Consider the following 19437-nt stretch of genomic DNA (forward strand, 5'->3'; position numbering starts at 1 on the left):
AATTATTGGGTACAACAAATAAATCTACTGAATTAGTAGTTTTTTTGTTTTTTCAATTATTGTTTGTTTAGATACCTACGGCACTCACAAAGTTCACTCATTTCGTTTTTTTAGTTGATTTGTTATTGACAGATTATCAGATTAACTTCTTTTCGTCAATCAATAATCATTGTTTCGCAGATCCGTTACCATGACCTGGACTATACGACGCTGCTTCTTCATCAGTAATTAACTGGAAATTATTTGGGTTTTTCACTTGCCTATATGTCTTACCACTCTCTACTTTTAAGTACCTATGTCCACTAGGTGCTTGCGTCCATTCACCATTTGTTGTAGGTTGCTCGACACTTTGATTATTTTGATTTTGTTGTGCTTGACGTTGCGCTTCCTGTGCAGCTTTCTTTTGAGCTTCTTCCTCACGTTTTTGTTGCTCTTTGGCTTCTTTTTCGGCTATTTTCCTGGCTTTTTCTATTCGTTCTTTACTTAACTTTCCATAATCTTCATAATCAGCTTTTAATGCAGCTTGATGTCTCTTTAAATCTCCAGGTTGGTAGTTTTTCAAATCTAAACGGTCTATTAATGACCCCATATGTTTATTAATACTAGCGATTTCTTCCTTAGTTAAGTCGCCTTCTTCAACTAATAATTTCACGTGACTCAATAATTTTGTTGCTTCACTTTTATTCTCTTTGAAGTCTTTTTCTGTCTCTTTAACATTAGTTTGAACAACTTCTAACACCTGACTAGACTCTGAAAAACGCGCTTCAAGAACAGTTAAATCATCTGCATCTTTAAAGTAAACACTATTCTTTTTTAGATCATTTCCTAATTCTTTTTTATCAGATGCTAGTAAATATTCATTTTTTGCTAACTTATTGTTGGTTTTATTTAACTCTGTTAATTGATTGACTAATTCTTTAGCTTTGGCTTGATTATTTGCTAATTTCTTATCTAGCTCTGATACTTGACTTGATAACTCTCTAATTGAATGGACTGTTTCAATATCAGTTAAACGAATGATTTCCTTTTTCAACTGCGCTGTTTCATCTGAGTCACTTCCTAAGACAAATGCTTCTTTACTCTTTTTTTCAAGGTCTTCGATATCAATTTTTAAATAATCATACTCTTTACTAGCTATCTTTTTTTCTTTTTCAACTAATTTTTCTTCAACTTTTGCAACTTGTTGTTTCTCAGAATTGATTATTTTTTTAAGTTCAGCTCTCGTTTTATAATTTTTCACTTGATTAAACTCTGACACTTTATTAGATAAATCTTGTTTATCAGTTAACGTAATAAATTCTGAGTCAATTGCTTTTTCAATACGTAAAGCTTCCTTTTCATGTGCTTCATAAACAGATTGATAGGCCGATTCTGAAGATGCTGAAACAATTGTACCAACTAGTAAAAATGAAGATATCACACCTAATAGTTGCTTTTTAAATGTCATTTTTCTTACCTCGTGTTCGCTTCTTACTTTTGCTTTTCTTCTTTCTTGATTTCTTTTTGGATGACACTTTCTCTATGTCTCCATTTTCCAATGCATCGAATAAAAAAATCATATCTTCAATTTTGCTAATGAATTTGTTATCAGCTTCTTTTGATTTTAATAACTTTCTTAACTCCACTGTTTCATATTTTTTAGAAAGTTGTTGATCAATAAACATAACCATTTCTTTTTTCTTTAAAACAGCAGGTTGATAACGTTTTAAAAATTTTAATAAATTATCATATTGAGTACTTGTAACTCTCGTTTTTATCGCATATCCAATTACAATCAACAATAATAATAAAAAAACAACCATTGGATTAATTCTGATAATATCAACCAAAACAAACATACTTCCTAAAACAATTAACAAAACTGTTAACATAATTAGTTGCTTATTCTGCTTTTTTTGTTTCTTACAAAGCAACAAAGCCTCTTCATACTCCTTCAATAAAAAAACTCCTAACATTCGTTATTTAATACCATGATAGCGTGGTAACTCGTTTCTTACAAGACACTTATAGATTAAATCAAATAATAAGTCTATTCAGATTGCCAAATTTCTACTATTTCACTTAATCGACTGATAAATTCCGGAATACTCTTGTTATCTAATCGAGATAGATTAATTCGACAACTTTGTACATCACTTGAAATGAAAAAACTTGGAAAAATCAATATTCCTTTTTCTAAAAAATAATACCAATCTGTTTCCATTAATTTTCTACCTCTATAGGTTAACCAAATATAATAACCACCTTGAGGGTTGATATAAGTAAATTCTCCTTTTAACTGTTGCTCTAAAGTCTCTATAAAAAGACTTTTTAATGCCAATAAATGAGTTCTCAACTCAATTAACTCTTCTTTAAAAGTCTCACTCTGTAAAGCGTGGGCAGCTAAAACTTGCGGAAAAATACTTAATTGACTCTCCGATTCATCTCTTAATTTTTTCACTTGATCCAACACTTTTTTTGAAGCCTCTATCCAACCTAATTGAATTTCTTTACCTAAAACTTTAGATAAAGAACCTAAGTAGATAACTTGCTTTGGTGCTAATGATTTTAAGCGCGGTAAGCTGCTATTTTCTTTATAAAATAATTGCCCAAACACATCATCTTCAATAATCGGAATTCGGTACAATTGACACAATGAAACCAACTGTTTTCGTCGTTTTAATGTCATCGAACTACCTGTAGGATTTTGGAAATTAGGATTAGTTAAAACTAATTGAATCGTTTCTTTTTCCATTTTTTCTTCAAGATAAGCGACTTTCATTCCATCACTATCAACTGGTATTTCAATGATGTTAATTGCCATTGATTGCAGCAAAGATAAGCCATTAAAAAATGACGGTGCTTCGATAGCAACTGTATCTCCTGGTTTTAATAATACTTGAAGGAGTAAAAATAAGCTTTGTTGTCCTCCAGCTGTTAGCATGATTTCAGTTTCAATTCCCTCATTCATCAGCTGTCTGATTTCTTGTCTCAAAGGATAATAACCTAAACTATCATTTCGTTCATTTAAAAATTCCTGCCATTTCAATTGTGGTAAATCAATATTTGGAATCAATTCTGAAGGGAGCTCACCTGTGTATGTATCGATAAGCTTATCAGAATTAGTGTGAATTGCTTTTCTAATGTCAGAATAAAACTGAGTTATTTTTTCACTTTGATGGATAGATGAAAATATTGTTGTATTCATTTTTTTGATAGAAAAAGATTCACTCTGTGTGCCTAAAACATATGTCCCACTGTTTGGCCTTCTCTCAACAAAACCTTGTGCATCTAACTCATCATAAGTTCTAACAACTGTACTCCGATTGACACCAACTTCTTTGGCTAAAATACGCTCTGAAGGTAATCTCTCACCTTTTTGTAATTCCTCATCTTTAATCTGAATAATAATCTCATTCATCAACTGGCGATATAACGGAATTGAGTTTTGTTTATCAATTTGAAACATCTTGACTCACCTCTTTTCATTATCATAGCACAAATTGGATGGGTCCACTTTATCTTAATTGGCTCTTTTAATTAAATAACTACATGTTAAACTAACTTTATTGAAAATTTGGAGTGAGTTTTATGATAAAAAAAATCCTAACAATCGCTGGGTCAGATTCTGGTGGTGGTGCAGGTATTCAAGCCGATTTAAAAACATTTCAAGAATACGGAACTTTTGGTATAAGCTCTATTACTAGTCTGTTAAGTGTTGATCCGCAAACTAGAATACCTAATATCTTTCCAATTCCTTATGATGTAATGGCTAATCAACTAAGGACTGCTTTTTCTGGTGGAAGTCTTGACGCTGTTAAACTAGGTTTATTAGGAAGTACGGAAACTGTGACTTTAATAGAATCTTACTTGTTAAACAATAAGCAAAGACAAATCGTTCTAGACCCAGTTATGGCCGTTAAAGTGGGAAATGAGGTCTTGCAACCTGAGTTATTAAATGAAATGATTAACAGGTTAATACCATTAGCAGATGTTATTACACCTAATTTAGTTGAAGCTCGTATTCTCGCTGATATGACTAGTCTTACAACAAAAGAGGATATGGAAGTTGCTGCCAAAAAAATCTATCAATTAGGAGCAAAAAATGTTGTTGTTAAAGGCGGCAATCGATTACTAGGAGATAAAGCAATTGATTTGCTTTATAATGGTTCAGATTTTTTATGGTTTGAAAGTCAAAAACAACTCACCCCAACAAATCACGGCGCTGGTTGTTCATTTGCCGCTGCCATTACAGCAGGAATTGGAAAAGGATTGTCTGTGGAAGAAGCTGTTCAACTAGCAAAAAAATATGTCTTGAGCGCTATTAAAAATGGTATTTATTTAAATGATTTTACAGGCTACGTTTGGCACGGAGCTTATCAAGAAGGAGAAAAGAGGATGAAAAATGGAAATTAATAAACAAAAAGGAAATCAATGGGCAGTCAGTGAAGTAGTATTAATGGGATTATTTGCCGCTTTAACAGTAATAGGAACTAGCATACGGGTACCACTCCCTGCACTAATGGGAAATCCCTTTTTTCATTTTGGAATGCCTATTTTATGCTTAGCTGTTTTAACTTTAGGATTTATCAAAGGTTCATTAGCTGGAGGTATTGGGTTTGCGATATTTGATGTATTAAATGGTTTTGCGATTGAAGCACCTTATTTTATTTTAGAAAGCTTTGTCTTAGGTGCTGTTTTAACGCTAGGCTTTTATCAACTCAAAAAATTCAAAGATAAGGTTTGGTTTATTCCAACTATCATGATTTTTACAGCAATAGCTAAAATCGGAATGACCTTTTTAAAAAATCTTGTGATGCAATTAATGATGGGAGCTTCTTTAGGAGTTGCAACCACTGCAAGTATCAGCACTTTGTATATAACTGTCATTAACGCAACTGCTGCCATTATTATTGTAACGATACTTTATAAACCAGTTACAATGCTAACAAATAAAATGCTTAGAAAAGAGAAGTAAGGATTATTCCTTTACTTCTCTTTTCTTTTTAAATAGTATTTCTCAATAAAATCAATTATTATTTCATCATCATTTGGATAAACAAAAGACAGCTCACTGCTTACTTTTTTAGCATATGCTTTAAATAAATCTAGTGTTAACCAAAATGAGGTTTCCATCTTTTCTTTCGTAGATAAATCAAAAGTCAGTAAAAACTCAGCCCATTCTTCTTCAGTTAAAAAGTTGTTAATAAACTTATAGTTTTTACCTAAACTTTGATGATAGCCATGATGATTTCCAACATGCCAAGACATCATACGGAGTAGCTCTTTTCTAATATTTTCATTCAGATGATCCATTGCAAATAGCAGTTCATCTCTCGCAAGCCCTTTAGCCACGTATGTCGAAACATGCCAAAATTCATTTAAGCAATCATTAAATTCTGCTTGCGTTGGCTGTTTTAACCAATAGATTTTATCTGTTGCTGGAGACATTTCAGTTAATAATTGATCTTTATCAACCATACTTTCAACTAAACCGTCCGACTCGCTTAAATACCACTCTAAATCTTCTACTAAAACTAAACTCAAATCTATTTTCACACCATCATCTAGATACATTAAATAAGAAAACATCTTTGGGAATTCTGAAGGAAATAATGTCATCATTTCTGGTTTTTGCATATAGACAACTTTCCCAAAAATAGCTAACCAATCATCATTTTTTAAATAAGATTCTTTTTCAGTAACAAAAAAAGTAACATCGTAATCTTGATACTTATCTTTTGGAATACTTAGATTGGTTAAAGAACCTTCTAAAACAGATAAACGAATACGCTCATCTTCTCTTGCAACTTGTGTGAATAGTTCTAACATCTCTTCTTGTGTTCTCATTTCTTCCTCCTTAACACACTTTTTAAATATTAGTATCTTTCATAGCGGGTATATTTATTTCTTTAATTGCTGTTGCTGGAGACATCGTTAATACAACTTTTACTAGATTTACAACGTCTTGGACAGGAATTCTTTCCTGATCATACGTTTTTAAGGCTACTTCAGCGCCCTCTTCATACGGAATTTCAGCTGCCATATTCCCTGGATTGATACACGTCACAGCAACTTGATCATCACGTAAATGCTCTCTTAAGGCATGAGCTATACCTCGCATACTAAACTTAGAAGCCACAAATGACACTTGAGTTGACTGGTTATTTTCTAAACCATCTGTTGAACCAATCAAAATAATTTTCCTATTCTGACTTTTAATAACATTTGGTAATAACCCTTGTAAATAGATGATAGGTGAAGTGATATTAGTTTGAATCAATGTATTAATCGCATCAGCTTTATCTTTTGAAAAATCATAATCATCTTCAAATCCACGTTCTTCCCAAATTCCAACATTGTAAATCAAGACATCAATCGGCTCATCTTGTAGTCTTTCTTTAATAGCATCGATGCCTTTGTAGTCAGACAAATCAGCTTGTAACCAGATTCTCTCAACACCATCATCTAATAAATCAATTGAGCGCGGTAAGCTTCTAGATAAGATATACACCTTGTCTCCTTTTTGAGGTAAACCTTGAGCAAAAGCATCTCCTAGGCCCTTACTTCCACCAAAAATCATATATGTTTGAGTCATTTATTGTCCCTCCTTGAAACCATCTTTAAACTATATTTTAGCATATTTATGGCCTATATTATGGTTTACGGTATAATTAAGATAATACCTACTGGAGGAAAAAAATGAAGAAAAAACTCACTCGTTTAACACGCTCTCTTTGGCACATGATACTGTCTTTTTTGTTGATTATCTTTTTATTATTTATTCTAAAAAAAGTCATTGATGTCTTCATTTATCGTATTTCTAATGAATCTGTATTAATCGAAGTATTAAAAATTGATTTTTCTGAACTAGCTTCACTTGGAGTCTTTTTAATTATTTTATTTTTTAGCTTGTTTCTTATTATTTCAGGCTTAATATGGTTGATTGGAACTTTGTTTAAGCAACCTAAAGAGATGATTGAGCGTTCTGTTTTATTTTGCGAAAAATTAATTGTTGCCCTCTTTCCAACACTACTTCTTGCTGGATCTCTAGATGTGCAGTCTTTTACGACCGTAACAAGTATGATTTCCTTCTTTGCTATTTTTACCTTTGTTTTTAAATCACGTATCTGGGAAAAAGAAGTCCATCATGACAATAAAAAAGAGGATTAGAAGTCTGTTCAAAAGACTCCTAATCCTGTTTTTTTATTGTAAATTAAACACTGCTTCTTTTAATAAATACGTATATTCTTGACAGCCTTCTTCAGACAGATGAACACCATCTTCTACTAAAAGAGTACTTTCATCTACATTGCCTATTTTTTTATCCCAATCTGCTAAATGGACATTGTCATATTTTTTAACATAAGAATCAATTAAATCATTATTAGATTTCTTCCACGGTCTACTCACTGCAGTATTCACAAAAATAACTTCTTTATCTTTTAGATATGTCATTATCTGATCAAAATCTGATTTCTCCATTAAACCATTGTTACCTAAAGCAATGACTACCTTTTTATAAAGTGACAAGTTAATTGCATTAAAGTCATCCCATATTTCATAAGGTTGCTTACCAACTTTAGCTCTCACATAAGTATTAGGTCCCGTGAATTCTTGATAAACATAATGCTCTGTACCAAGTATCACCGAATCCCCAATAAATAACACATCCTCAGTAATCGCTGGAATTTCTTTTTTGACTTCCTCAACTGTCTCTTCTGTTGTCTCTTTAGTTTCCTTAGTTGTAGCATCATTGACATTATTCTTAGTTTCAGAAGGTACTGTAGATTCTACCGCTGTAGTCAACGGAGGGTTAATAATTTTAGCGTCTACCACTTGATAAACAGCTATTGAAACACCCATCAACAAAACGCCTTCACAAGCAATCAATAATCTAAAATATTCAGCTTTTGTTCTTTTACCAGTAATAACCCGCGACAAATGAAAACTGACATGACTCAAAAGAAAAATAATCGTGCATTGAAGTAAAATATGAAAAACTGGCAAACTGCCATCCCATTTAAAGAATTTTTGATAAATAGTAATCACTGGATAGTACCATAAGAAAATATCGTAACTTCTTACACCAATGACTCTTAAAGGGATAACTGATAAATAACTGTTTAATCGTTTATTCGTAACAATTGCCCAAATTGATAGACTTCCTAAACAGCTATAAAGAAAAATCCAAAACATATAGGTACTCACTTGATAATCCCTAACTGTAAAAGTCATTAATAACATTAAAGCTACAGCTGCAATACCAACTTTTTCTGGTAATTTCTTTTTTTCATAAAAGCAAAAATAGCTAGCTAACATACCTAAAGAAAAAGAAAAGAATCGAGTCGTAAATAAATAATAGACCACAGAAGGGCCTTTAAATAAAAAGACAACCATCATCAATAACCATGAAGCAAGTGATAATAAAACAAACACTTCTTTTAATTTCATAATGGAATATCTTTTCCCAACAATCAGCCAGTTAATAAAAAATGGAATTAGTAAATAAAATTGAAGCTCTACAGATAATGACCAGAGATGTTTTAACAACCTGACATCTTTAAATTGATCAAAATAAGAAACTTGATTAGACAGTTGCCAATAATTATTAACCCCTAAAAGGCCACTTAAACTCTCTTTCAAATAATCTTTATCTCCATAAAAACCAAAACCGACTATACCTACTACTAATACCATTATTATAAGGGAAGGATATATTCGTTTTAATCGTTTAAGATAGAACTTTTTAAAATCAAGTTTACCTGTTTCAAATTTTTCAGTGACTAATGGAGATACAATCAAAAATCCTGAAATAGCAAAAAATAGTGGTACTCCTAAAAAACCACCTCTAAAAACATTTGGTAATAAATGATAGAGAATAACGCTAATAATAGCAAATGCTCTCAAACCATCTAATCCGTGATAATACTTTTTCAATTTATAATCCTTTCCAAGTGATTGGATACTACATTTCAACCTAATCTTTTATTTGTTAAAAAATAGCAATTTACTGCTTTAGTTCAAATAACATTTTATTGTATATGTATCGTTTCAAAACACTCTCTTTTAATCTTCAAAACATAACTCATAATTTGATTGACACCTAAGTTCCATCAGTCAAACTATGATACCCAACTAATAATATTACCAACTAAACTTTATTATCACAAGTGATTTAAGAGAAAAATGACTGTCTTTTTTTTATCAAATTTTAATCATTTCAATAAAAGTAGTTTAAAAAAACAAGCTTAATGAACATCATCAACCCCCTATTTTTTCGAAACTACATAATATGAATTCATACAACCTATTAGTTATAAAAGACTCTTAACAACAAAAAAGAAGGTTTCATATTAAAAAACCCTCTTTTTAAAATTAAAGTTTATGTATCTATTATATTCAATTGTTTTTTATTACTTAGCGCCTAAAGATGCCATCGTTATGTAATTATAAGGCTGGTTAAAATGAGGTAAAAAGAAAATATCTAGTAATTTTAACTCATCAATAGTGACTTGTTTTTCAATCGCTAAAGAAAACATATGAATCACAGAGGAAATATCTTCAAAAGATGAGAGTTGAGCTCCCACAACTCGTCTACTTCCTTTTTCAAAAACAATTCTAATCTTAACAAGATTATTTTTTTTCATAAATTGTGGTTTTTGGAAGTCTTCAAAGTCTGTGTACTCGATCTCCATATTATTTTTTAATGCTGATTCTACAGAAAGACCTGTAGACACCATATTAAGGCCAAAAATAGAAATACCATTGGATCCCTGAACACCATTTGATTTTGCTTTTATTCCAACAGCATTTAATCCAGCAACAATGCCCGTACGAACCGCATTTGTTGCTAAAGCAATATAGGTTGATTTATTAAGTGCGTTAGAATAAACTGTTCCACAATCTCCAATCGCATAAACATCTGGTTCGCTAGTTCGTTGATACTTATCAACTAAATAAGCACCATTTGAGTAAGTTTCTAATTTGTTTTGAGCCAATTGACTATTGGGTAAAAATCCAATCGCATTAAGAACTAAATCAACTTTATAACTTCCTTTATTAGTTGTGATTCTCTCGACCTTATTAAATCCTTCAATAGACATAACCGGCTCATTAAAATGTAGCTCTACCCCATTATCTGATAAAACTTTATCCATATCTTTAGTAAACCACTCATCAAAGTAAGCGGGTACTGATCTATCTGCTACATCAAATAAAAGAACTTTTTTATTTCTAAGTTTTGCAGCTTCCGCCATCTCAATACCAATATACCCTGCACCAATAACTGCTACTACCTCAATATCGTCTTGGTCTAACAAACTATCAATTCTTTTAGCTTCTTGAAAGGTTTTCAAATAATAAATATTGTCTAATTGACTACCTGGAACTTTTAATTCGATTGGTTTTGATCCTGTACCTAGTATCAATTGGTCGTAAGATTCACAAAATTCGCCCTTCTCATCTGAGTAACAAGTAATTATTTTAGCCTCAAAATTAATATGTTTAACGTCCGTCTTCATATAAACAGTTGCTTTTTTCTTCTCAAAATCAGCTGGAGTTGTATAAAACAATTGGTCATATGAGTCAATTTGACGACCAATCCATAAAGCTGAACCTGTTCCTAAGTAACTAATATGATCATTTCGATCAATCATCACCACTTCATGATTGGGATCATTATCAAGTATTGTATTTGCCGCCGCTATGCCTGAATGATTAGTACCAATAATAATTGTTTTAGTCATATTTTTCCCTCCTAATAAAAACACACTTCTACCTTAATAAGTAATAGAAGTGTGTCTTGTAGCTTTTAACTATGCTTTTGTTTCAGGTAAAATAGTTTCTACTTCAGCATGAGGTCTTGGAATCACGTGAACAGATAATAATTCGCCCACGCGTTGTGCTGCTGCAGCTCCCGCATCAGTAGAAGCTTTTACAGCTCCCACGTCACCACGTACCATAACAGTTACAATTCCGCCACCAACTAGTTCTTTTCCTACAAGTGTTACATTAGCTGCTTTCACCATTGCGTCTGCTGCTTCAATTGAACCGATTAATCCTTTAGTTTCAACCATTCCTAGTGCATCTGATTTCATTATTGTTTCCTCCTAAATATTTATCTAATTTATTTTTTTATTATCTCTAGGTTTAATCCTGGAGTTATTCCCATTGCATTTGCTTCATCTGTATCAAGATGACATTCTAATTTAAAACTATCATCTACCCGAATCATCACGTGTTCCAATACACCACTTCTAATTCCTGGTACTTTTAAACTAACCTCTTGATTATTTACTACATTAAATTTTGCAGCATCTTGCGGTGACATATGAATATGTCGACTTGCTACAATGACACCCTCTTCTAACTCTAAAGATCCTTTAGACCCAACAAGTGTCAATCCTGGTGTGTTATGGATATCACCTGATAAGCGAATAATACCTGACACACCTAATTTAAAGGTGTCTGACATTAATATTTCTACCTGTGTTTCTGAACGAACTGGACCTAAAACACGTACTTTTTCAATAACACCTTTAGGTCCACATAAAGTCACACATTCTTTACAAGCAAACTGGCCCGTTTGAGATAAGGGTTTTAACTCGGTTAACTCATAACCTTCACCAAACAATTTGGTGACAGCTTCTTTAGACAAATGAATATGTCGATTAGAAATCCCTACAGGTACCATTTGTTTACTTGCTGTATTCTTGATTTCATTCATGATACATTCTAATAATTCCTCATAATTGGCCATCATTTTACCTCTTTACTAATCTTTCATTCCCATTAGGACATTTCTTACTACTTTCGTTAATTCATCCATATCAATTGATTCATTCAGATAACTTGATGTTTTTGCTGAACAAGTCGATGGTGTTACCGTTTCTTTTTGACCAATATTAAAAGTCTTGTCATCTTGGACTAGTGTCGTCACATCTTTTAATCCATATGCGACTTTTTTGACATTTAATAAATTTTTAGGACTAACATTATCAGAGACAGAGCTACCACCACTTGTACCACAACCTAATGTGAAGGAGATTGGTAAACCTGTACTAATACCAGTACCACCTTGACTACCACCAGTATTTACTAAAATTCTTGACGCTGGTTTTGCCGCAAATTTCAAGACAATATCACGATTATTTGTGTGAATACTCATCGTATGCCCAATACCGTTTTGTAATAAATCAATGCTTAACTGACACGCTTCTTCCCAATCATCTACCACATAAAAGGCTAAAACAGTTGTTAATTTTTCAAATGATAACGGATATTGTGCTCCTACTCCACCTTGTCTACCAAGTAATACTTTTGTATCTTTTGGAATAGTAATTCCCGCAGCTTCAGCAATCACGTGAGCATCTCGACCAACAAATTTAGCATTCATTGCATTTCCAGCTTTAAATAATAGCTGACACACACGACTAGTTTCATCTTCAGACATGAAATAACCGCCTTGCGACTCAAACTCTTTAACAACTTCTAATTCATTTTTTCTTTCACAAATGATCGATTGTTCTGAGGCGCAAATGGTTCCATTATCAAAAGTTTTACTTGCCATAATAGTAGCAACTGCCTTTTTAATATCTGCAGTTGATTCAATATAAGCTGGTGAGTTACCTGCTCCTACACCAATTGCTGGTTTTCCAGAACTATAAGCTGCTTTTACCATCCCTGGTCCACCAGTTGCAATAATAAGTGAAATATGCGGTGAATGTAGTAATTCATTAGTGGAAGCCATTGTCGGTGTAGACACACAACCAATCACGTTCTCAGGAGCTCCCGCTTCAATTGCTGCACGATTTAATATATCTGCTGCCATCTTAGTACATTCAGCAGCTGTTGGATGTGGTGCAAAGCAAATCGCATTTCGTGATTTAATTGCAATCATTGATTTAAAAATAACTGTTGATGTTGGGTTAGTTGATGGAACAATTCCTAGAACTAGTCCAACCTGCTCTGCTACATCGAATGTTCCTTTTTCTTTATCTTCATTTATAATTCCAATTGTTTTTTGATCTTTGATTTCTTCATACAAAAGTGTAGATGCCGCATGATTTTTATAAGCTTTATCTTCAACTTTACCAAAACCTGTTTCTTTAACTGCCCATTTAGCTAGTGATAAAGCTTGTTTCTCAATGGCATCTCTCATATTTTTTAAAATCTTATCTATTTGTTCATTTGAAAAATCAGCTAATTCATTGGCTGCTTTTTTCCCATTTTCAGCTAAGTTTCGTGCTTCTTGAATTGAACACAAATCTTTATCTAACTTCACCATTCACACTTCCTCATTTCATTTATGATTTGTTACTTAAATAGTCAATAATGCCATCTACCAAATCAGATTTATTGGTACGATACAACTCTTTTCTCTCAATAACAAAATCACTATGTTGCTTAGCCATTTCTCTTAGTTGAGCAACTGTTTTATCTAGTAAATAATTTCTTGCTGCTTCCTTTTGACTGTTATCTAATAAGTTTTTTATATCTTCTTGAGATAACTCACTTTGTAAGTCTATCTCTATTTCTTCTGATTCATCACTCAAAGTAATAACTTCCACTGTTTGTTCGACTACAATCTCTTCTACTTCTTTTAGATCCACACTAGTTTTCTGATTTACTTTAGGAAGCAAACAATCAATGCTTTTGTCTGGTCTAGCGATAACATGCGAACTAACTAATAGACCTTCACCTAAGCGATTAACAGCTACGACTGCAGAATCAACTGCTGTTTTAACTGCGCTAACATCACCTGTAATCATAACCGTCACTAAGCCGCCTTTAACAATTTCTTTGTTAAGGAGCCTTACATTAGATGTTTTTAGCATGACATCACTAGCTTCAATTGCTGCTACTATTCCCATCGTTTCGATTAATCCTATTGATTCTCTCATCTTCTACTCCTTGCTTCACTTAGTAGGCCCAGTCACGTAAAATAGTTTTGCGTGATCTTTAACACACCATGTAATTTTTGATTGATTTGGAATGAAGAGTGTATCACCTGCTTTAGCATGAAATTCTATACCGTCGATAATAATCAATAGTGAACCTGAAATAACGTAATTAATTTCATTTTCAGTTAATTCCAAATCAAAGGTTGTGTCTGTTATTTCTAACATACCCGCGTTAACAGACATTTCTTTTTTTCCGATAAGCTCTTGATAAAAAACTTTATCTCCTTCTTTGCCTGTTTCAAATTTAGATAATTTAACTGTTTCACCATTAACTACTTTCAACCCATTTTTGTGAGTTTTTGCTTCAAAGTAACTTGTAGGAGCATTTCCTTCGGTTAAAACCTTTCTAAGTAAAGCAATCAATGATTCCTTAGAAAAACTTAAACCCATATCTTCTCCTTCACGTAGGTTCTGTTGAATACAATCGCTTTCGTGTTGAATTTCAATTTGGTATTCTTCCATTAAATCTTTTGCTAAAGGTGTCACAATCGTTTCTTCATTTATGATTAGATAGGTTTCACCTTGTTTATGCGCTGTTTCAATGTCTGCACAACAAATTAATCTTTTCATGGACATCCTCTTTTCTTAATCCTTAAACTGATTCACAACTCTCATCAATAATGCCAATAACTGCAGCATCAACAGGTATTAAGTCATTTTCTAACATTCTTCTAGCACTTGATCCAAAAGTAACAAGGACTCTATCACCTATCCCTGCCCCAATCACATCACAAACTACTAGGCGTTCACCTTCTTTTGTGCCACCCTTAATTTCTGCTAACATAAACTTTATGCCGTTAAGTTGATCAGATTTTCGAGTAGCCCAAACAGTATCTATTAATTCTGCTATAACCATTCTCTTTTCTTCTCCCTCAACTTAATTTGTTCAATTGCTGCTGTTACAGAAGCTACATCTCCAAAAATAGCCAACATTATCATATTTTGTGGACAAGTTCCTCTAATATCTTCAACTGTGACACCTACTGCCTTCTCAGCAATATCAGAAGCACAGACCATTTCAATTAGTTTTCCTTGTACTAAACCGACAGCACCTGGATTTTCGATATCTCCTCTGGAACCTTTTCTTCTATTTAGTATAGCTAGAGTATTTTCTCCAGGAGCTTTAATAATGCGACAATCCATAGATAGCAACCTCCTTTATTTGTTTTGTTCGTTATAACAATTTTTAGCAATTCCCAGTGGCGTCACAAACATGGGATTAATTGGTTTATGAGTTGGAATACCTAAGTAACTTTCAATAATATCTTCCATTCCAGTTAAGCAAGCCGTTCCTCCGACCAAATAAACCTCATCTACTGGATAACTAGACACTTGCCTTTTGATAATAGATGCTATTTTTTCAATCACTGGCTTTAAAGTAGTTGTAAGCTCTTGATGATTTTTGGGATTTCGTTTGTAAATTTCTGCTTCTTCAAAAGGTATTCCGTAAGAACCAGATACCACAAGAGAAAAATGAGTCCCTCCTGTTGCTTCATCTGAAACATCTATCACTTCGCCATCAACTAGAATAGAAATTCCTGTTGTACCACCACCAATATCAACAACTGCACCATTCTTAATATTTAATAATTGGTTAGCAGCTGTGGGTTCATCTAAAACACTTACAAGCTCAAATCCAGATGCTTCAATCACATTTTTAATAGCTCCTGAATCAAGAGCGTGCGTGCCTGGTGGAATAGCAGATGCAGCATAAAGTAGCTCACAACCTAAATTTGCTTCGATTTTATTTTTTAACCTTGTCACAATTTCAATGGCTCCTAAATAATCGACAACCATCCCATCTCTGACCACATCTGCGTATTCATAAGCTCCAGCCACTGGTTTCCCTGATTCATCAAGAACTGCTAATACTACACAAGCTGTTCCTAAATCAACTCCAGTAAAGTAGGTTGTTGATGTATTTAATTTAGGTTTAACCATGACTTCTTCAAATTCATTAATGAATTGATTGGATTGAGATATATCATAGTGGGATTTTTTCATGCCTATTCTCCTATTAAGTGTGCCGTTAAATGTTTTACTCTTAAACTAATTATGTCTAATTGTTTTTGTTGCTCCTCAGTGAAACAATCTTCATGCTCTAACATAAACAGATTAAGCTTCGTATCGAGATTAAAAAGCATAACTAGAAGCTCTCCTTCTTGACTAAATAGCTTATCTAAAGTGATATTATCTTGCTTTGGTAACTGATTATCATTTGGCATTTGTAAACTAAATTCTTGATTTTTATCACTAGCTAGTTGTTTAATAATCAAGCTAATTGAGTAAAGCTCTTCACAAATGTCTGAATGATAATTTTTAGCTAATAGAATGACCTGAAGAGTTGATATATAAAGTAACTGTGCTTTTAAGTAAAAAGACTTGTCTAAACACTGCTTCTCCTCGTTCATTTCATTAATCACTTTAGAAGCTGCTGAGTGATCCTCTCTAATTATCTCTACTTGTCTATCCTGTAAAAATTGCTTAGCTTCCGAAGTTAATCTATCCAACTTTCCTAACTGGTAAGTTTCAAAAGGGCGTTGACGATACTCATTTCGTAAATCAATTTCAGTAATAAATTTCATCAATAGCCCCCCTGACATAGCTGTAAGTAAATTTGCTCTAATTCTTTACTTGTAGGAATTCTAGGGTTAGTTAGTGTACATGTATCTGCCATAGCAAGTCTTGCCATTTCAGGAATTTCATTAACAAAAACTTCTTTGTCAACGCCACAATCTGTCACATATTTAGGGATACCCATTCTTTTTGTTTGACGATTTAATTGAGCAATCATACTTTGAACAGTCCCTCTTTTAGTGCCTGATTGAATGCCTAATAACTTAGCCATTGCTTCATATTTTAATAGAGTTTCTGTTTCTTGATTCAAGTCCATTCCTGCGTTATATGCAATAACATGGGGAAGTAATAAAGCATTGGCTCTCCCATGTGGAATATGAAACTTAGCTCCTAAAGCATGAGCCAAGCTATGACAAATTCCCAGTGAGGCTTCATTAAAAGCAATACCTGCCAAACAAGAAGCATTTAATAATTTTTCTCGTCCTAATGAATCTTCACCATGTTCTACAACTTGAACCAAATTTTCCCAAGCAATTCTTAATCCTTTTTCAGCACAAGCATCAGTAAAGTCTGTTGCCTTTAAGGAAACATAAGCTTCAAAACAGTGAGTCATCACATCAACCCCAGTATCGGCTGTAATGTGACTTGGAACAGTTTCCGTTAATTTCGGTTCTAATATAGCAATGTCAGGAATCATACTTGCATCTACTAAAGCGTATTTTTCTGCTTTTTGACTATCTGAAATAACTGAGAAAGCTGTTACTTCACTTCCTGTTCCACTAGTTGTTGGTATCGCTATTAATTGAATTCTTTGAGTCGAAGACTGACTATAAACTTCTTTAATTGCTTTTGCTGAGTCAATAGCAGAACCACCACCAAAAGCGATAATTGTGTCTGCTTGACATGATGAAATTGCTCCAACACCTTGAACCACGACCTCAATTGTCGGATCTGGAATAATATCTGAAAAAATATTAAATGTAACTCCTTTTTCAGCTAAAATAGTTGTAATATCCTCTACTTTGTTTGATTCAACCATATAAGGATCACAAATGATTAAAACAGATGTCATATCCATATCTTTTAATGCGTTTAATGCACCATTTCCAGATATAATTTGTGTTCCCATTTGAAAATAATTCATTTATTTACCTCCTTTCTTGATAATTTTTAATTTTCTTGCCATCTCATCTTGATTCTCTACATTGATAAAAATAATTTCTTCAAACTGACCTACTTCTTTTAATTTTTTTACAACGTCTTCTTTTACTTCTAGATTTAAACAATCTTTGTGAGTATAAGTAACAACTCCGTACACTGGAATTCTAAACACCTGCGTAAAGCCTGGCGGATAACTTTTCCTTTGATTATTTAAGGGATATAGAAAAAGAGCTAACGAAGCATTTTGTTGTAAAGATATAATATGCTGTCTCATCCAGGGACTTTCTAAATAAGTACTAGGTGTATCTATTGTTTTTTTCCCATAGACAATATGGGCTTGCTTTCTGATTGGCTTATCAAGTTCTTCTAAGAAGTGGGCTAATGTTGTTTTCCCGCTATTCCTTGGTCCAATCAGTAATATTTTTTTGTCCTTCATGAAACTGTAACGTCACAAACTGTAAAATTTAAAGTTCTCGCTAGAAAATCTGAAACAGCTTGTAAAGAAATTTCAACACTTTGAACATCACCACTAATAACAACTGAACCTGTAAAACGATCTAAAAAACCAATAGAAACATCTGCTGATTTAGTAGCAATATCTGCTGCAATTATTGCTGATTCATAAGGAGAGAGAGTTAAAATACCAATAGCACCATCTGAATCAATCCCTAAAGCTTCATAGATATCTTCGATTGGGGAGGCGATAACATGTAACATTGTAACTTGTTTACCTGGGACAGATTCTTGAATGATTCGCTCTATATTGGCCATCCTAACTCCTCCTTCCTAATGTCTAACGACTTGTACTGGAAAATCATATTCTTTAATCCATTCTTCGATCTGGTCTAATTCTTGATCACTTAGACTTGGATCTCCTTCAACTGGATATTCAAGTCCTAGTTGACCATACTTAGCTACACCCATTTTGTGATAAGGTAATAAATCAATTCCTTTAAAGTTTTCATAATCTTTATAAGGTAATAAAAAATCAATAACGGCTTTAATTTCTTCCTTACTACAGTTCACTTGCTTCAACATTGGCATTCTAATTTGAATGTCGTAGCCAAGTCTTAATAACTCTTGTAAATTTTTTAAGATACGCTCATTACTAACACCTGTTAACTCATTATGGCGAACTGGGTCCATATGTTTTAAATCAAACAAGAATAAATCTACATATTCAGCAATTTCAAACATTTTTTTCATTCGAGTATAACCACATGTCTCAATGGCTGTATTTATTCCGTCTTCTTTACACGCTTTTAGTAACGCTAAAGCTACTTCAGGTTGGGCAGTACACTCACCACCACTGAGTGTAATACCACCACCTGACATTTCATAAAAAGCATCATCTTCATGAACAACTTCCATTAACTCAGAAATTGTTTTAGCTTCACCTGTAATGTTTAGCGCTGCTTTGGGACAGACAGCAACACAGGCTTTACAGCCATTACAAGTAATATCTCTTCTGACTTGATGATGCCCCTCTTCATCAATATAGTGAATTCCTAGTGGACAAACATCTACGCAAGCATGACAATCAATACAATTATTTTGTTTATACATTACTTCATACTTTTGAGAGATTCCCTCTGGATTCGAACACCACTGGCATTTAAGAGGACAGCCCTTTAAAAACACAATGGTACGAATACCTGGTCCATCATAAATATTGTATTTTTGAATATTAAACACCATCGCTTGTCTTTCGATTGCGCTTGCTTTTTCATTTACCACTTGTTTCAACTCCTTATAT

The 19437-nt window shown here is 33.1% G+C and carries 23 protein-coding genes; 3 read left to right on the forward strand and 20 right to left on the reverse strand.

Annotated elements, in window-relative coordinates; genetic code table 11:
• Nucleotides 1-166: 166 nt before the first annotated feature.
• The 3 genes from ACODH8_RS09135 to ACODH8_RS09145 form a co-directional block, all read right to left on the reverse strand.
• A complete protein-coding gene (locus ACODH8_RS09135) occupies nt 167-1447 on the reverse strand; it encodes a hypothetical protein (RefSeq protein WP_332465886.1) in 1281 nt (426 codons plus the stop codon).
• Nucleotides 1437-1937: a hypothetical protein gene (locus ACODH8_RS09140; RefSeq protein ID WP_332465887.1), complete on the reverse strand. Its 501-nt coding sequence runs from the start codon at nt 1935-1937 to the stop codon at nt 1437-1439. Before ACODH8_RS09140 ends, ACODH8_RS09135 begins: the two co-directional genes overlap by 11 nt.
• A gap of 92 nt (nt 1938-2029) precedes the next feature.
• The gene (locus tag ACODH8_RS09145; protein WP_332465888.1) at nt 2030-3448 is read right to left on the reverse strand and encodes a PLP-dependent aminotransferase family protein; all 1419 of its coding nucleotides are present in this window, start codon (nt 3446-3448) and stop codon (nt 2030-2032) included.
• A 122-nt stretch (nt 3449-3570) separates the two neighbouring features.
• Between ACODH8_RS09145 and thiD the strand changes: the two genes are divergently transcribed.
• Nucleotides 3571-4395 carry a bifunctional hydroxymethylpyrimidine kinase/phosphomethylpyrimidine kinase gene (thiD, locus tag ACODH8_RS09150; protein WP_332465889.1) on the forward strand — a complete coding sequence of 275 codons (825 nt, stop codon included), beginning with the start codon at nt 3571-3573 and terminating at the stop codon, nt 4393-4395.
• Nucleotides 4385-4957 carry an ECF transporter S component gene (locus ACODH8_RS09155; protein WP_332465890.1) on the forward strand — a complete coding sequence of 191 codons (573 nt, stop codon included), beginning with the start codon at nt 4385-4387 and terminating at the stop codon, nt 4955-4957. Before thiD ends, ACODH8_RS09155 begins: the two co-directional genes overlap by 11 nt.
• Before the next feature lie 11 nt (nt 4958-4968).
• On the opposite strand, the gene ACODH8_RS09160 is transcribed toward ACODH8_RS09155, so the two are convergent.
• A complete protein-coding gene (locus tag ACODH8_RS09160) occupies nt 4969-5829 on the reverse strand; it encodes an aminoglycoside 6-adenylyltransferase (protein ID WP_332465891.1) in 861 nt (286 codons plus the stop codon).
• Between the two features lie 22 nt (nt 5830-5851).
• Entirely contained in the window at nt 5852-6577 is a 726-nt protein-coding gene (locus tag ACODH8_RS09165; RefSeq protein ID WP_332465892.1) for an SDR family oxidoreductase, read from the reverse strand.
• A 104-nt stretch (nt 6578-6681) separates the two neighbouring features.
• On the opposite strand from ACODH8_RS09165, the gene ACODH8_RS09170 reads away from it, so the two are divergent.
• Nucleotides 6682-7152: a hypothetical protein gene (locus ACODH8_RS09170; protein WP_332465893.1), complete on the forward strand. Its 471-nt coding sequence runs from the start codon at nt 6682-6684 to the stop codon at nt 7150-7152.
• Nucleotides 7153-7185: 33 nt separating this feature from the next.
• Here the strand turns inward: ACODH8_RS09170 and ACODH8_RS09175 are convergent, their stop codons facing one another.
• From ACODH8_RS09175 to cutD, 15 genes are all read right to left on the reverse strand, one after another.
• A complete protein-coding gene (locus tag ACODH8_RS09175) occupies nt 7186-8919 on the reverse strand; it encodes an acyltransferase family protein (RefSeq protein ID WP_332465894.1) in 1734 nt (577 codons plus the stop codon).
• A 476-nt stretch (nt 8920-9395) separates the two neighbouring features.
• Nucleotides 9396-10727 carry a H2O-forming NADH oxidase gene (gene nox, locus ACODH8_RS09180; RefSeq protein ID WP_332465895.1) on the reverse strand — a complete coding sequence of 444 codons (1332 nt, stop codon included), beginning with the start codon at nt 10725-10727 and terminating at the stop codon, nt 9396-9398.
• A gap of 69 nt (nt 10728-10796) precedes the next feature.
• Nucleotides 10797-11078, reverse strand: a complete 282-nt coding sequence (locus ACODH8_RS09185; protein WP_288394569.1) for a BMC domain-containing protein — start codon at nt 11076-11078, stop codon at nt 10797-10799.
• A gap of 29 nt (nt 11079-11107) precedes the next feature.
• A complete protein-coding gene (gene pduL, locus ACODH8_RS09190) occupies nt 11108-11740 on the reverse strand; it encodes a phosphate propanoyltransferase (RefSeq protein WP_332465896.1) in 633 nt (210 codons plus the stop codon).
• A gap of 15 nt (nt 11741-11755) precedes the next feature.
• Nucleotides 11756-13267 carry an acetaldehyde dehydrogenase (acetylating) gene (locus ACODH8_RS09195; protein ID WP_332465897.1) on the reverse strand — a complete coding sequence of 504 codons (1512 nt, stop codon included), beginning with the start codon at nt 13265-13267 and terminating at the stop codon, nt 11756-11758.
• Between the two features lie 19 nt (nt 13268-13286).
• Complete coding sequence (locus ACODH8_RS09200) at nt 13287-13883, reverse strand: BMC domain-containing protein (RefSeq protein ID WP_332465898.1); 597 nt, start codon at nt 13881-13883, stop codon at nt 13287-13289.
• Nucleotides 13884-13898: 15 nt separating this feature from the next.
• Nucleotides 13899-14513 (reverse strand): cupin domain-containing protein, encoded by a 615-nt coding sequence (locus ACODH8_RS09205; protein WP_332465899.1) that lies wholly within the window; start codon nt 14511-14513, stop codon nt 13899-13901.
• A 22-nt stretch (nt 14514-14535) separates the two neighbouring features.
• Nucleotides 14536-14799, reverse strand: a complete 264-nt coding sequence (locus ACODH8_RS09210) for a EutN/CcmL family microcompartment protein (protein ID WP_332465900.1) — start codon at nt 14797-14799, stop codon at nt 14536-14538.
• Nucleotides 14790-15086 carry a BMC domain-containing protein gene (locus tag ACODH8_RS09215; RefSeq protein ID WP_207059432.1) on the reverse strand — a complete coding sequence of 99 codons (297 nt, stop codon included), beginning with the start codon at nt 15084-15086 and terminating at the stop codon, nt 14790-14792. Before ACODH8_RS09215 ends, ACODH8_RS09210 begins: the two co-directional genes overlap by 10 nt.
• 15 nt (nt 15087-15101) lie before the next feature.
• A complete protein-coding gene (eutJ, locus tag ACODH8_RS09220; protein WP_332465901.1) occupies nt 15102-15947 on the reverse strand; it encodes an ethanolamine utilization protein EutJ in 846 nt (281 codons plus the stop codon).
• Between the two features lie 2 nt (nt 15948-15949).
• A complete protein-coding gene (locus ACODH8_RS09225; protein WP_332465902.1) occupies nt 15950-16528 on the reverse strand; it encodes a hypothetical protein in 579 nt (192 codons plus the stop codon).
• Complete coding sequence (locus ACODH8_RS09230) at nt 16528-17664, reverse strand: 1-propanol dehydrogenase PduQ (RefSeq protein WP_332465903.1); 1137 nt, start codon at nt 17662-17664, stop codon at nt 16528-16530. Before ACODH8_RS09230 ends, ACODH8_RS09225 begins: the two co-directional genes overlap by 1 nt.
• Nucleotides 17665-18117: a EutP/PduV family microcompartment system protein gene (locus tag ACODH8_RS09235; protein ID WP_332465904.1), complete on the reverse strand. Its 453-nt coding sequence runs from the start codon at nt 18115-18117 to the stop codon at nt 17665-17667.
• Nucleotides 18114-18452: an ethanolamine utilization microcompartment protein EutS gene (eutS, locus tag ACODH8_RS09240; RefSeq protein ID WP_332465905.1), complete on the reverse strand. Its 339-nt coding sequence runs from the start codon at nt 18450-18452 to the stop codon at nt 18114-18116. Before eutS ends, ACODH8_RS09235 begins: the two co-directional genes overlap by 4 nt.
• A 15-nt stretch (nt 18453-18467) precedes the next feature.
• Complete coding sequence (gene cutD / locus ACODH8_RS09245; protein WP_332465906.1) at nt 18468-19418, reverse strand: choline TMA-lyase-activating enzyme; 951 nt, start codon at nt 19416-19418, stop codon at nt 18468-18470.
• Nucleotides 19419-19437: the final 19 nt, after the last annotated feature.

The organism is Vagococcus fluvialis (assembly GCF_048815235.1).
In the GTDB taxonomy this organism is placed as follows: Bacteria; Bacillota; Bacilli; order Lactobacillales; family Vagococcaceae; genus Vagococcus.